The 14,277-nt window shown below is 48.9% G+C and carries 16 protein-coding genes and 1 riboswitch; of the genes, 2 read left to right on the forward strand and 14 right to left on the reverse strand.

Going from position 1 to position 14,277, the window contains the following annotated elements; genetic code table 11:
* Nucleotides 1-118: 118 nt before the first annotated feature.
* From IEY53_RS30220 to IEY53_RS30230, 3 genes are all read right to left on the reverse strand, one after another.
* Nucleotides 119-1,297, reverse strand: a complete 1,179-nt coding sequence (locus tag IEY53_RS30220) for a resuscitation-promoting factor (RefSeq protein ID WP_189031476.1) — start codon at nucleotides 1,295-1,297, stop codon at nucleotides 119-121.
* 282 nt (nucleotides 1,298-1,579) lie between these two features.
* Nucleotides 1,580-1,809, reverse strand: a riboswitch (cyclic di-AMP (ydaO/yuaA leader).
* 198 nt (nucleotides 1,810-2,007) lie between these two features.
* Nucleotides 2,008-2,778, reverse strand: a complete 771-nt coding sequence (locus IEY53_RS30225) for a TatD family hydrolase (protein WP_189031478.1) — start codon at nucleotides 2,776-2,778, stop codon at nucleotides 2,008-2,010.
* 53 nt (nucleotides 2,779-2,831) lie between these two features.
* Nucleotides 2,832-4,115, reverse strand: coding sequence for an HD domain-containing protein (locus IEY53_RS30230; protein ID WP_189031480.1), 1,284 nt, complete (start codon nucleotides 4,113-4,115; stop codon nucleotides 2,832-2,834).
* 306 nt (nucleotides 4,116-4,421) lie between these two features.
* Between IEY53_RS30230 and IEY53_RS30235 the strand changes: the two genes are divergently transcribed.
* Nucleotides 4,422-4,676: an AbrB/MazE/SpoVT family DNA-binding domain-containing protein gene (locus IEY53_RS30235; RefSeq protein ID WP_036678829.1), complete on the forward strand. Its 255-nt coding sequence runs from the start codon at nucleotides 4,422-4,424 to the stop codon at nucleotides 4,674-4,676.
* Nucleotides 4,677-5,063: 387 nt separating this feature from the next.
* Here IEY53_RS30235 and rsmI read toward each other — a convergent pair whose 3' ends face one another.
* The 10 genes from rsmI to IEY53_RS30285 form a co-directional block, all read right to left on the reverse strand.
* Complete coding sequence (rsmI, locus tag IEY53_RS30240; RefSeq protein ID WP_189031481.1) at nucleotides 5,064-5,960, reverse strand: 16S rRNA (cytidine(1402)-2'-O)-methyltransferase; 897 nt, start codon at nucleotides 5,958-5,960, stop codon at nucleotides 5,064-5,066.
* Nucleotides 5,957-6,730: a tRNA1(Val) (adenine(37)-N6)-methyltransferase gene (locus IEY53_RS30245; RefSeq protein WP_189031482.1), complete on the reverse strand. Its 774-nt coding sequence runs from the start codon at nucleotides 6,728-6,730 to the stop codon at nucleotides 5,957-5,959. The genes rsmI and IEY53_RS30245 overlap by 4 nt, the downstream gene beginning before the upstream one ends.
* A 69-nt stretch (nucleotides 6,731-6,799) precedes the next feature.
* Nucleotides 6,800-7,165 carry a DNA replication initiation control protein YabA gene (yabA, locus tag IEY53_RS30250; RefSeq protein ID WP_189031483.1) on the reverse strand — a complete coding sequence of 122 codons (366 nt, stop codon included), beginning with the start codon at nucleotides 7,163-7,165 and terminating at the stop codon, nucleotides 6,800-6,802.
* Nucleotides 7,166-7,195: 30 nt separating this feature from the next.
* Nucleotides 7,196-7,996 carry a PSP1 domain-containing protein gene (locus IEY53_RS30255; RefSeq protein WP_189031484.1) on the reverse strand — a complete coding sequence of 267 codons (801 nt, stop codon included), beginning with the start codon at nucleotides 7,994-7,996 and terminating at the stop codon, nucleotides 7,196-7,198.
* A 144-nt stretch (nucleotides 7,997-8,140) separates the two neighbouring features.
* On the reverse strand, nucleotides 8,141-9,115 hold the full coding sequence (gene holB / locus IEY53_RS30260; protein ID WP_189031485.1) for a DNA polymerase III subunit delta': 975 nt from the start codon (nucleotides 9,113-9,115) through the stop codon (nucleotides 8,141-8,143).
* A gap of 21 nt (nucleotides 9,116-9,136) precedes the next feature.
* Nucleotides 9,137-9,580: a YaaR family protein gene (locus IEY53_RS30265; RefSeq protein WP_189031486.1), complete on the reverse strand. Its 444-nt coding sequence runs from the start codon at nucleotides 9,578-9,580 to the stop codon at nucleotides 9,137-9,139.
* A 109-nt stretch (nucleotides 9,581-9,689) separates the two neighbouring features.
* Entirely contained in the window at nucleotides 9,690-10,019 is a 330-nt protein-coding gene (gene darA, locus IEY53_RS30270; RefSeq protein WP_189031488.1) for a cyclic di-AMP receptor DarA, read from the reverse strand.
* Nucleotides 10,020-10,123: 104 nt separating this feature from the next.
* Entirely contained in the window at nucleotides 10,124-10,765 is a 642-nt protein-coding gene (gene tmk, locus IEY53_RS30275; protein ID WP_189031490.1) for a dTMP kinase, read from the reverse strand.
* Entirely contained in the window at nucleotides 10,766-12,325 is a 1,560-nt protein-coding gene (locus tag IEY53_RS30280) for an aminotransferase class I/II-fold pyridoxal phosphate-dependent enzyme (protein WP_189031492.1), read from the reverse strand.
* A gap of 195 nt (nucleotides 12,326-12,520) precedes the next feature.
* On the reverse strand, nucleotides 12,521-12,706 hold the full coding sequence (locus IEY53_RS30285) for a sigma factor G inhibitor Gin (RefSeq protein WP_189031494.1): 186 nt from the start codon (nucleotides 12,704-12,706) through the stop codon (nucleotides 12,521-12,523).
* Nucleotides 12,707-12,915: 209 nt separating this feature from the next.
* On the opposite strand from IEY53_RS30285, the gene IEY53_RS30290 reads away from it, so the two are divergent.
* Complete coding sequence (locus IEY53_RS30290) at nucleotides 12,916-13,446, forward strand: hypothetical protein (protein ID WP_189031495.1); 531 nt, start codon at nucleotides 12,916-12,918, stop codon at nucleotides 13,444-13,446.
* Between the two features lie 86 nt (nucleotides 13,447-13,532).
* Here the strand turns inward: IEY53_RS30290 and IEY53_RS30295 are convergent, their stop codons facing one another.
* Nucleotides 13,533-13,946, reverse strand: coding sequence for a hypothetical protein (locus tag IEY53_RS30295; RefSeq protein ID WP_189031497.1), 414 nt, complete (start codon nucleotides 13,944-13,946; stop codon nucleotides 13,533-13,535).
* Nucleotides 13,947-14,277 lie beyond the last annotated feature (331 nt).

The raw sequence follows: 14,277 nt of genomic DNA on the forward strand, positions 1-14,277 counted from the left end.
GGCTAAAGAATGTATAAGTGATGAGCGGTAGCTCTGCGATCATTGCTGACCGGGGCCGTTTCATAACTGCTTCCCTCACTATATCCTATTCACAATTATTTTGCAAAAAACGAAACGATTAATTCAGCTCCGGCTTTACAGGTCCAATCACATATATGGTCCGTGACTTGCGTCCGAAATTACGGGCATGGCTCAGTGAATCATAATAGATATCCACCTTATTGCCTTTAATGGCACCGCCTGTATCCTCTGCACGGCGGAATCCCAGTCCTTCAATGTACACCCACCAGCCCATAGGTATCACATTCGGGTCCACAGCAATCGTGCGCCCTTCCGTTACACGTGTGCCGGAAGCCGTACGGGTTCCAATACCTGGCTCTTCCGAGGAATAGGCCGTCATCGAAACATTCTTAATTACTTTTTTGTATTCAAAGTCTACGCCCGCTTTGCTGGCAACATTGTTGCTGCTTGCACTGACTTTGGATGATTTGGCAGTTGTTTTGGTTGTTGTGGATTTGGAAGTCGTTGTTGCGACAACAGCAACCGGCTTAGGAATGGGTTTGGGTTTGATACCTACGGCAATGATCTTGTCTTTGGTAACCTTCTGTACTTCCTTCCCAATCATACGCATAGAGGAAAGCTTACCGTCTTGGTAGATCTTCTCAATATGCTGTATCATTACGCCTGGCTTGCCTGCTTGTGCGACTCTAACTGTTCCCTTGGTAAGAGAGGGGTCTGCTGTCTTGATCACCCGGAAGGGCAAGTTTTGCGTCCGCTGCACTGTCTGTTTGTTGATGCGGACAACTTTAACCTCCATGTTAGCAGAAACCGGGGTGTTGAGCGAAGGGAAAACTTTATCAGAACCTTTCAGGGTGATCCCCTGTTTGCTGATTGCCTGACCAACTGTTTTTTCAGTCGTGTGCAGTGTCCGGGTCTTTCCGTCTGCAGTCAGGACCAATGGCCGCGCACGGGTAATTATAACACGGTCCCCGTCTTGTATCTCATCACTTAAACCGGCGGATATTTCATCATTCGGCTGCAGCGAAATTTGTTCTTTTGTGAGTACATCACTGAGAAGTGAATCGCGTGTTTCAAAGGTATGCACTGTCCCGTCTATGACCAAAACGATTTGTTTGCTGCTCTGACCGTGTACGTACAGCAGAACAAGCAGCGCAATTGCAATAGAAACCACGCCTGCAAGTGAAAGTACGCGGAAATTCACCTGTTCCCACCGTAATGAGTATGACCTGCTGGATGATTGCGAATCATGGGATACTTCTGGTTGGAATACGCCCATTCTCTCCATCCTCCTTACATAGCCCCGTCGTCTGCCCGTAATTTCAAGATGACTGAATCACTTTGACGAAACTAGTTTGAGATTATCACAGGATTCGCTCACACTGCTTTAGCGTCTCCTGCTCATGGATCGCCTGCCCGGCACAGCACCTCCCACACCTGTTATATAACAGTATGCCGGGAAGTTTCGCTTTATTCAAAACAAAAAAAGCCTAAAAAGAGTTCACAGAGGACTCTTTCGTGGCTTCTCCGGATGTCTGAATACGCGGCTCATGCACGAGGTTTCCTCTCTTACTTACGCTTACGGGGTTAGCTGTCGGGTTCGGACGAAAGAGAGACGCCCTATCTCAGGTCACCCGCTCACGGCGGTTGCCCTCAAATTCACCCCAAAGACCACGTGAAGAAATCAAATAATGTCTGCGGCACTTCTATGCTGTACTCTATGTACGTGCATGCGGCAAGAACAATATTGGTTCCCCCGTTCTCCATACGGAGACTCAGCGAGACGATTCATGATAGCGTGGCTGTCACTGTAACAACAGCTCACTGCACTGAAAAGATGATATCCTGTTTTGATGCATGTTGTAAAGGACGATTCAACCACGTTTACGCAAAAATATGGTTAAAATATTGTAATATTCGGCCGTTTTCTCATTAAAAAGATTTAATATGTCGGCCATACTCAATCTTTCATGCTTATTTCTCCTGTTTTCACACAATTCCAAATCGTTCCAGTGCGTTCGCATACGTGATTTCAGCTAATTCTTCCCATTTAATCCCTTTAATTTCCGCCGCTGCCTCGGCCACCAGCTTCACATGGGCACTCTCATTCCGCTTGCCGCGAAAGGGGTGCGGAGTAAGGTATGGAGAGTCCGTCTCGATGAGTAAACGATCCAGTGGAGTCTGGGCCAGCACCTCTTTGGGCACCTTTGCGTTCTTGAACGTGACAGGTCCTCCAAAGGACAGATGGAATCCCAAATCGAGGCACATTTTGGCCGTCTCCCAGCTGCCTGAAAAGGAGTGCATGACGCCTCCAATTTCGTTTGCTTTTTCCTCGCGCAAAATACGTACCACATCCTCATGGGCATCCCGGTTATGGATGCAGATCGGCATCTTCAGCTCCCGGGCCAGTCCAATTTGTTTGCGGAACACTTCATGCTGTACATCTTTGGGAGACGTATCCCAGTAATAATCCAGACCGATCTCTCCGATGGCAACCACCTTCTTGTGGCTGCACAAAGAGGCGATCCAGTCCAGATCTCCATCCTTCATGTTGATGGCATCCTGGGGATGCCAGCCTACAGCGGCATAGATAAAATCATACGATTCCGCCAGCTTCATCGTCGTTGGAATGGTCTCCCGGTTAAATCCAATATTGATCATCTTGCTGACCCCGCCTTCGACAGCACGTGCAATCACTTGTTCGCGGTCTTCGTCGAATTGCGGAGCATCAAGATGGGTATGGGTGTCGAATAGATGCATACAATATTCACTTCCAGTCTCAATTTTTAGAATGTTTGCCGAACCTTTTTGTATTATTTCGCAAAAATTCGGGCTATCGAAGGCGGGAGCTGCGGGAGTGCCTTTTGGAGCTTGTCCTGTGGAAAATAGAGGTGATATCTTCCACGGTGTATGCCGCTGATCGAGCGGACAATATCCGATACTTCCGAGATTTCCCGCAGGTTATCCTCCCGGTCAAGAAGTAATATTTGCTTGTTGTCAAAGCCTTCCCCCGGACGAAACACATCGTAAGGAAGATCGCTCGGAAAATCAATTTCCAGATCATATTCCGCATTCAGCCCGGCCGCTGCAAAGCTGCGGCGGATTTCGCCAATGGTGTCGGCATCCAGGTTCTCTATCTCTACATATTTATACAGTTTACGATGAATAAAACGACTGCACAAGTCACTGAGGAGTTCATCCTCCTCCAGCGTCCACTGCATAAAAGCAGTCTGCACCAGCGCTTCATCAAGCAGCAAATACTGTTCAACCGTCACTTCTCCCCGGAATAAATCCGGCAAGGGTTCAATCATGAAGCGAAAAGGATAATCCTGCAGCAACAGCTCTTTGGCCCTGCGGAAGATCTGGCGCAATATAATTTCCGAACTGCGGGTGACGGGATGAAAATACACCTGCCAATACATCTGATACCGGGACATCAGATAATCTTCAATAGCATGCATACCGGACTCTTTCACAACCACCCGTCCATTATAAGGACGAAGCATTCTCAGAATGCGGTCAATATCGATCGTTCCATAATTCACACCGGTATAGTAGGCATCCCGGAGCAAATAATCCATGCGGTCCGCATCCAGGGGACTGGAGACCAAATTGACAACAATTTCATGCTCGTAGGTTTTGGCAATGACCGAAGCCACCTTACGCGGAAAATCCGCTTCTACATCCTGCAGAATCCGGGTGATTTCAGTGTTCTCCAATATGATCCGGCAGGTCCAATCCTCATGGTTCATCGCAAAAGCTTCTTCTATAGAATGGGAAAACGGGCCATGTCCCAAATCATGCAGCAGCGCAGCACATAACGTGAGCAGTCTTTCTTCCGAAATCCAGTCCTTGTAACCGCTTCTTTCAAACTGTGAAATAATGCGGCGGGTGATTTCATAGACACCAAGAGAGTGTGAGAACCGGCTGTGCTCTGCCCCGTGAAAAGTCAAATAGGATGTTCCTAACTGGCGAATTCTGCGTAAACGCTGAAATTCTTCTGTATTGATTAATCGCCAGATAATGGTGTCCTGTACATGAATGTAGTTATGAACCGGATCTTTGAATACCTTTTCCTCCGTAAGCGGACGTTTCATGATATCAGCTCCTTCATACAATTTTTGTATTCATTTCGCTAACAACAGGGTATAATAAGTAATTATGTCGCACTTTGTCGAATAATGACATTTTAAGTCCGCTATAATCGACAAATTTTATTTTGACTGTTTAGAGAGATCATCCTTTAAGCGTAGGCTGTATAGAGATAATTTAAAAAAAATCCTTAAAATTCGCCTGAAAAAAGGTTGACTGTTTTGGGAATCGTTGGTATTATGAATATCATAAAACAGTGAACAATGTCGAATAATGACACTTTTGATAATTGAGAGGAGCAACGATTTATAATGATGAAATCAACAGGAATTGTAAGAAAAGTCGATGAACTTGGACGGGTTGTTATCCCTATTGAATTGCGTCGTACCCTCGGTATCGGTGAAAAAGATGCGCTCGAAATCTACGTGGACGGTGAGCGGATCATGCTTAAGAAATATGAGCCTGCTTGTATCTTCTGTGGCAATGCCGAGAACGTAACGTACTTCAAGGGTAAAATTGTTTGTCATGAATGTATTTCTTCTATTCCTACCCCTGTGACAAACTAGAACAAATCAGTTATAATAAGAACTAATCTAATTGTTAATTCTAACCTTTTTAATATCTCCTTGACCCTCCGCGTATGCGGAGGGTATTTTTTGTCGGGGACACCCTCCCAAACCCTCCCTACAGGGAGGGCCCCAAGGGCCCCGGCCCTCTGGACACCCGGAATTTTGTCTAGCTGGGTGAGAGCGCGGAAGGGTGTGAGGTTTGGCGCAGGACCGGCCCCTGATCGGGCTTCCCTCTGGGTGCCCTCAGGGCCTTGTCATTCGAAGGGGGCGCCATGCTCCGCTATTATGGCGGCTGCGCGGCCTGGGAGCAACGAATGGAGCATTAGATTAGATCGCTGTCCCTTCGGGATACGCTTGACGGCGGCGTGGCACCTAACCTTTTGTTTATTCCTCATCCTGGCTGAGCAGGGCATTATAAATGTCCCGCTTGGCCACGCCGCGGTCAGCTGCGGCTTTTTTCATCGCATCCTTGCGGGAGAGATCCGCTGCTTCGTAATGAGCGACATGCTGTTCAATGGTCAGCTCCCGCCACCAAGCCGAACTGGCTTCCTCTGCTTCCTCTCTGCTCTCCCCTTCAAGGACTATGACATATTCGCCAATCGGCGGGTGTTCCGCAAGCCAGGCGCTGCACTCCTCAATTGTTCCGCGCAGAAATTCTTCATACCGCTTCGTCAGCTCACGAGCCAGCACAATCCGGCGATTGCCGAAGTTCTCCTGCAGATGCGCTAATGTCTTAATCACCCGATGCGGCGATTCATAGAACAACAATGTTCCTTGAGCAGCCCGCAGTGGAGCCAGCACAACCCGGATATCCTTACGTTCCCGTGGCAGGAATCCTGCAAAGGTGAAGGTTGTGGTCGGCAGGCCCGATGCAATTAAAGCTGACAACGCCGCGTTAGCACCCGGGATAGGAATTACCGGGATCCCTTGGGCGATGGCAAGTGCCACAAGGTCAGCCCCAGGATCAGAAATGGCCGGCAGACCGGCGTCACTAACGAGCGCTAGATTTTTACCTTCTATTATATAACGGATCAGTTCCGGTCCACTGGCAGCCTTATTATGCTCATGATAGCTGAACAGCATCGAAGGTGATATTTCAAAATGGCTGAGCAGCTTGCGGGTCTGTCTCGTATCTTCAGCTGCGATAATATCGCATTCACGCAAGGTGTTGACCGCACGATACGTCATATCCTCCAGATTCCCGATAGGCGTTGCCACCAAATATAATGAACCAATTTCCTTATTTGTGCGCTGAAAGCTGCTTTGACATGATATGGTCATAATTTACCCTCTTTTGCTCCATAGTAGATGTCCATAATCTCCGGACAATATTGATTGTCTTCATTATAGACGATAAGAGGCGGTTGCAGGCGGACCTCAGGCTTTCCGTCCCGTGCCGCTTCAATTAATACCATATTGGCTTCGAGATGCGCCCGCGGATGTACAAAGCGGATGATCTTCGGTTCCAGCCGATATTTCCTCATCAGACTGATGATATCGACAAGCCGTTGCGGCTTATGCACCATGCTCACTTTTCCTCCGGTGCGGACAAGCCGGACACAAGCCTGTATGACCTCCTCCAGTGTACAACCAAGCTCGTGGCGGGCCATGGCCTGATGGGTGTTCAGCTTCAAATCACTGCCGTTAAGCGGCATATACGGCGGATTGACCGTTATAGCGTCATAAACGCCGTGTCCTGCCACCGTGTACAATTCACGCAGATCACCTTCATGAATGGTAATACGCTCTCCCAGGCCGTTTAAAGCTACGCTGCGGCGGGCCATGTCGGCGAGCCGGGGCTGGATCTCGATACCTTCTAGAGAAGCATTCGTCCGGGTAGTCATCAGGATGGGAATAACACCGTTCCCCGTGCACAGATCAAGCACCCTGCCCCGCGGGGGAATACTGGCAAAACGGGCCAGCAATACAGCATCCATCGAGAAGCTGAATACCTCATCGCTTTGGATAATGCGCAACTCATGAGTTAATAAATCATCTACCCTCTCCGTGGGGAGCAATGGTACGGATATTTCGTCTAATGGATTTGTCATTATATTCTCCTAAATGTATGCTTAAATTCAAAAAAACCGTAGGCGTGAAGCTCCTACGGCTGGATATCCTCATTTATTAAGAAAAGAAAGACAGAACAGACAATCACCCTCAGTACGCAAATGCCCGAAATAAACATTGCAGATGTGAAAGCCTTCATGATACAGGCGGGCCAGATTGTCATAACCTTCCCCGACAACCTCTTCCGTACCCTCACTGGCCGCTAAAAGAGCCTCTGCCTCTGCAGAATCTACATTAGGGTCTAGAGGGGCTTCCCTCTTTAGTATTTTGCGCAGCTGTTCATTCTCCAGACTGAGCCTTTGATTGGTTTCCATCAGTTCTTTTACCGTCTGTTTCCAATCGCCAAGATTGGCGCGCATCGTTTCCATCTGCGCTTCCATATCCTGCATGTGTGCAAATATATTTTTCTTCTCCAAGTTTCCACCCCGAAAGTAACCTTATATGGTTTACTTGACGACAACATCATCCATTGGAAGTTCCTTAACTTTGCCCACTTCAAACAGCTGCACATGAACCGTACGGATTCCGGCATTAATGCCTACAACCTTGCCGTCACCAAGTGAGGTTACGACAATTTTGCCTACCGCTGGCATTTCTTCCTTTGTGCTTTCATAATTATCATGCTCAAATTTCAGACAACACATCAGCCGGCCGCATAATCCGGAGATCTTCGTTGGATTTAGTGAAAGATTCTGGTCTTTGGCCATCTTTATGGATACAGGCTCAAAATCGCCAAGCCATGAAGAGCAGCATAGTACTCGTCCACAAGGTCCAAGTCCGCCCAACATTTTTGCCTCATCACGTACACCAATTTGCCGAAGCTCAATACGCGTACGGAAGATGCTGGCCAAATCCTTTACCAGTTCACGGAAGTCAACGCGTCCTTCAGCCGTGAAATAAAAGATAATCTTATTGCGGTCAAACGTAAACTCCACATCCACAAGCTTCATTTTGAGGCCGTGATCGCGGATTTTATTTAAACAGGTCGTGAAAGCTTCCTTAGCGGCACCTTTGTTCTCCTCAACCACACGTGCATCGGTATCTCCCGCAATACGCATGACCTTCTTGAGAGGCAAGACCACATCAGACTCCTGCACTTCCTTTTTGCCAACGACAACCTTACCATATTCGACCCCGCGCGCTGTCTCCACAATAACGCATTGATCCCGTTCAATCGGAAAATCAAGCGGATCGAAGTAATATATTTTACCCGCTTTTTTGAAGCGGACACCTACTACGCTGTACAAAAATTAACCCCCTTGTTTGCCGGTAAAAAAGGAACCTATGGGCAAGTCCACTCCTGATGATCCATACTTGTTCTTCCTCATCCATTTAACCCATACTTCCAGGCCAGAAGCGACATCCGGAGGATATATATTATATATTGCCCGCTAATTTTCAAGACGGATTAAAAACTGCTCCAGACACAATTGGGCATTGGCATTGGAACGCAGCTTCCGCTTGCTCTCTGCGGCATATTCCATATAAGACACCCACTGTTCCGTATTTCGCTGCCGGGCATGTCTGGAAATAAAATCTAACTGATCTATAAAAACGATACTTTCGTGCTTTCGGTACAGGAAGTAAAGCATATCTTTGAACCAGAGGTGGAACATGCTGAAAAGGGTATCCAAATGTTCACCGAGGCCGGTCTTGAACAGCTTCTGCCCTGCGGTTGCTACCGCGGAGCTGCTTTTGCCCAAAGACTCCTTAGCTAATTGTAACACTAGATTTCTCATTTCTGCAAACCAATTCTGCTCCAAAAGTTCCCTACAGCCCTCAATCCCGGATGTCAGGGATACTGCGCAGCGTGCCATGGGAAGCGGGACTCCCTCATCGGCCAATACCTGCAGCATCAGTTCGGGATGAACAGGACTGAATGGAATTCGTTGGGTCCGGGACTGAATGGTTGGCAGCAAGGAACGGCTGTTCTCCGAAATCAGGATTCCTACTGCAGGGGCAGAGGGCTCTTCCAAAAATTTCAGCAGACTGTTGGCGGCTTGTACCGTCATTTTGTCCGCTCCCTCTATAATATAGACCTTCGGATTGATTCCTTCGGATCTGTATGAAAAGATACGCTGCAGTTCACGGATCTGATCAATTTTGATGCTGGCCCCTTCCGGCTTCATTAAGGTCAAGTCGGGATGGTTGCCATGTTCCACCTTGCGGCATTCCAGACATTCACCACAAGCATCATCCTTCAATCGGGTACAAAAGATAGCTTGGGCAAAGGTAAGGGCTGTTTTCATCTGTCCGCTGCCAGCCGGTCCGCTGAATAAATAAGCATGGCTTACGGTTTCCTTGCGCAGGGCATTTTGGAGCAGCCGTTTGGCATCCTCCTGGCCCACTATATCCTGAAAAGGCATAATTCCCTCCATAGGTCGCTGTTAAAAAGAAAGGTTGATCAGCATCCCGCGGATTTCTCCAACCCGGCCGAGCAGATCAATCCGCCCCTGTTCATTTTCCAGGAGTTCATCGGCCATCGACAGCAAAGCTTCATCTATTTCTTCCAGCAGCTTGTAACGTTTTCCCCGTCCCCGCCGATCCCAGCCGCGGGTCTCCTTGAGGATTACACCTCTCCGGGCGGTCTCCTCCAGGAACCTTTTAATCAACGTCCGGTAGATGGTCAGTTCGCGGACGGTCATGGATTTGGATAACCGTTCACCCTGCAGATGAATCTCCTTGATCTGACGGTTCAGTTCATCTCTCGTTTTTTGTTCACCCTGTTGCTGAAATACATCAGAGAACGTTTTGGGCTGAATGGGCTTATTGGCACCTTCCGCAGTTGACAACTCGCTTTTTAGGGGCCTGTAGCCCGGATTTATTTTCAAAGGAATTCTACCGCCTTTTATAGGTTATAAAATAACCTTTCCTATAACAGAAACGGCTATTCCAGCTTCCGCTGATATCTAACCGTTTCTGTACATTCCAGTATATTTCTTAATAATGCTCAAAACGGTCAACAGGGAGAACGAATACCGTTGCCCCGCCAACTTGGACTTCGACAGGTAGCGGTAAATAGGAATCGGTCGTACCACTCATAGGTGTCACTGGAGTCACCAGCTGTTCACGTACTTTACAGCTGTTGCGGATGACAGTTAATACAGCTTCCACCTGACCGTCTTCCACCCCGATCATAAACGTGGTATTTCCAGCCCGCAAGAACCCGCCGGTACTCGCCAACTTGGTCGCACGGAAATTGGCTTTGACCAGTTCACTTGATAATCGGTTGCTGTCCTTATCCTGGATAATTGCAATGATCAACTTCATCTTCGCATTCCTCCTTCAAATTATATGAAGCCTGGCATCTACCTGATATTCAGGCCATTAACGCATGGTCTAACGTCTTCTCTTAGTATATTAGACAAAACTAGCTAAAAACCCTTTAAAACTCTCTCTTCCAGCGTTCTTACGATATCTTGCTCCACCATATGAACGGGACGGTTGGCATCCAAAACCACAATGCGGTCCGGATAAGCGTGTATGACCTGTTGGTATCCCTCCCGGACTTTCTGGTGAAAGTCCAGACTTTCCATATCAAGCCGGTTCATCTCCCGGTTCTGATTGGCCGCTATCCGCGACAGGCCGACTTCCGGATCTACATCCAGATAAAAAGTAAGGTCAGGCATCCGTGTTCCAACTGCAAAACGGTTAATGGCATAGACCTCCTCCATTCCCAGGCCTCTGGCATACCCCTGATAGACAAGGCTGCTGTCGATAAAACGGTCACACAATACCGTCAGCCCCTCCTTCAGCGCGGGTTCCACAACCTCGGCCAAATGTTGGCTTCTGGCAGCCGCATACAATAACGCCTCTGTTCGTGCATCCATGGCAGTATGCGCAGGATCGAGAATAATGGAACGGATCTTCTCAGCGATCTCCACTCCGCCTGGTTCACGTGTGATCCGGTAGGGCATGGAGCGGTTCTGCAAGTAAGCCGCTACTCTGCCCATTACCGTTGTTTTGCCGGAGCCATCCCCTCCCTCCAGTGTGATAAACAACCCTTCTTGTGCCACTTATCCTTCTCCGCCCTTCTGAATGTTGTACACCACTATACGTTGTAAGGCCGGGTCTGCACAGGCCTGAAATTTGGCGTTGCCTTCCGCTAAACTGCTCAGCCTTATACAAATGGATTCTGTTATGGCCTCGCCGGGATATACGAGTGGAATACCCGGAGGATAGGGAATGACCATCTCCGCAGCTATTCTTCCCACACTATATTCAAGCGGCACACTTTCGGTATCACTTGCCACTACCGGTTTTAGTGAAAAAGGAACCGGCTGTGAAACGGCTTGCTCCACGAAAATGTTCCACGTGGAAACATTGTCCGGAGGAATTGCTGCGGCTGCGGCCTCCAGGGCACTGTAGCAGCGGCCCGAGGGAACCTCTGCAGCAATGTCCCGCAGCGCAGCCAGCAGCCTTAAGGCATCTTCAGCCCTGGAGCCCAGGCTGAACAGCAGTACGACGTGCCGGTCATCGCTCATCTCCGGCACGCAGCCCCTCTCTTCGAGCCTGCGCTGCAGCTCGAAGCCCTTCAGGACCCCGGTGGCGTCATAAATGACGGCCTTGAAGGGGTCCTGGGTGCTATACGCCGCCCCGCGGAGCGGCGGCATGTCCGTTTGCTGCAGCGGCGCAGCCGGCTGCAGCAGCCTGAAGCGCGGCAGCTCCGCGAGCCCGCGCCGCAGCAGCTCCACGGCGGCGAGCCCCGCCGTGAAGGCCCGGGGGCCCTGGCTGTGCAACAGCCGCCGGGCCAGATCCAGCGAGCCCATCAATGGATACGATGGGCTGGAGCTCTGCACCATGGCGAGCCGCTGCCGCAGCAGACCGCGGTTAAGCCGCGGTCCTTGCACATGCAGCATAGCGCCCATGGTGAGCGCCGTGAGCATCTTGTGCGTGGATTGTACGACACCGTCAGCCCCGCACGCCAGAGCCCCGGCTGGAAGCGCCGGGTGTTGCCCGTAATGCGCCCCGTGCGCCTCATCCACCAGCAGCGGCACGCCGCTGTCGTGGCAGACCCGCGCGAGAGGCGCCAAGTCGCTGCCCATGCCGTAGTAGTTCGGCATGGTAACGAATACGCCTGCGGCTTCAGGGTAGGCTGCCAGGGCAGCCTTCACCGTTTCTGCCGCCGGAGCCACCGCATGGCCGCTGGCCGGGTCCAGCAGCGGGTCAAGAAAAACAGCCCGTACACCGGCCAGCATCAATCCATGGATAACCGACTTATGCACATTGCGCTGAAGAATAAGAATCATCCCGGGTTCGGGACAGACCGTAAGAATAAGCCCAAGATTGCCTACCGTACTCCCGCCAACCAGAAAAAAGCTCTCCTCCGCTCCAAAACAATCCGCCGCCAGCACCTGTGCTTCCGCAATAACCCCTTCGGGATGGTGAAGATCGTCCGTTCCGGTAATCTCAGTAAGGTCATGCTTCATGACGTCAGCCAGAAATCCAGCGCCTGCAGATCCCTCATAGGCCTTGCCATGCTTATGGCCAGGTACATGATAAGAGGTATTACCCTTCAAGCTATATTGTTCCAACATTTCATATAAAGGTGCCCTATTACGATCTTCCTTGTTCATTTGATATTCCTTCCCCTAGGGTTACCTTCTATTTTAACGCAAATATGCACAAACGCCTATGTTTACCCTATGAATTCTTTAGGGCATACAACAAAACGGCTCCGCCCGCCCAAGGACGGTGAAGCCGTTAGATGCCTTCTAACGTATATAGCCAACGCGAAACAATCCACCGCCCGCTTTTTTTCTGCGCTACACTCAAGCGTTTTTCTGTAATCCAATCTTTTTCATCCTGCCGATAAAAAAACGATATTTCGCATCCTCGGCCTCTGTTCGCACCATCTCTGCCTCACAGTCCTCACATATAAAATGAGAGACAATCACAATACCTTCCTCTTTCATCTGTCCACAGATGATGCAAGCTTGCTGGGTTTGCTGTTCCATAATCATCCCACCTTGACTCTTTTAAGAACAGTATGCTACACCTTCTACCATTTTAAACCCTTTCATAGTTTTTTCATATCCTTCTTTATCGTATATTATATATATTCGGTTATTTGCCAGGCGTGATCGTCACCACGCAGTTTAATAAAAAGCCTTCATACACCGATATTACTAACATGAGAACTCACGAGGAGGTCAGTCCTTTTCTTATGGAACCCAACAGCAAAGGCGCAGCTACATTCTATCAATACAAGCTTATCAAAAAATTCCCGGTTACTTTAACGCTACTGCGTATTTATGTAATGCTCCCACTCTTATGTCTTCTACTGGAGACTGTATTTCTTTCTTGGTGGAGCCTCTTTTTTCTTATCCTGGCAGCTCCGGTGATGTTATGGATTCAATATGTGATCTCACGTTCGGTCCTGCTGATCACAGGTCATCCTTTCTCAAAAAGATGGAAGTCTTCCTTCCAGCTTCCCTGGCTGGGATACATTCCGGTACCGGATCAATACATCAGCTACCGGCTGTTCCGCAAGGTGCAATTGCATAACCTATGGATTGGCCTTTGCGTCTCCGCCATGTTTGTGGTATGGGCACCACCGGCTTTTACCGTATCCTTAATCGTATGCCACCTCTGGCTACTGCTGCCGCGCCTGTACACCCTTATCCGCTTAAGACATGATCAAATCGACGGCATGCTCAAGTTTAATCCGACAGATGCGTCCTACTACTCCCAATAACAGCACCCGTGCATATACATACAACGGAAATTCCCCTCAGTTATCCAAAAAACAACGCCATCCTATTACAGATGGCGTTGTTCTATTTACTCTCCAACCAACCCTTGAATGGAGACCTTTTTTTCTTTGGGAACCATTACTATAAAATAATCATCATGCATCGTTAAATGCACAATCAGCTTATCCTTTTGAAAAATACGGGAAGTGCCCGTCTCTTCCCCTTCCTGCTCCTGCCATCCCCATGCCTCAATGGCTTCCAGATAAGGCTCCGGCACGCCATCCTTCTCCTTGATCCCGGGAAAGGTGTAGCGTACATAATCCATGGCTACATTGGTAGTCGTGCGATCCGGTGAATTGGCTTCCTTGGGTACCGGAAAACTCTTCTCGTTAAGTGCACCTTCAAACGAATCCCAGGAAGGCGCCTTAGTCCCACAGCCTGTGAGCATTACACCAACTATAGAAAATATAATTATTATCCATAAAGGCTTGATTCGCTTCATACCGTAAATCCTCCTTACCTCTACCATGCATCAAAAGACACAAGAAAATTCAAGATTAGAATTTATCAGTAGTTCATTAGTATTAAAGGGTATGCTAATGTTTTGCACTATTCTATTATACTTGGATCATCCACAGCGTCGGTAACAAAAATGTCACCCTATGAATGCGCCTTCTTCACCCTTCTATCCCTGCCTACTCCATTTAAGCTACACATTATACAACAAAAAAAGCCACTGTTGATTACTCAACAATGGCTTCCTCGTGCTTGGCAACGTCCTACTCTCCCAGGACCCTTCGGTCCAAGTACCATCGGCGCTGGAGGACTTAACG

This window comes from Paenibacillus albidus (genome assembly GCF_014644435.1).
In the GTDB taxonomy this organism is placed as follows: domain Bacteria; phylum Bacillota; class Bacilli; order Paenibacillales; family Paenibacillaceae; genus Paenibacillus_AQ; species Paenibacillus_AQ albidus.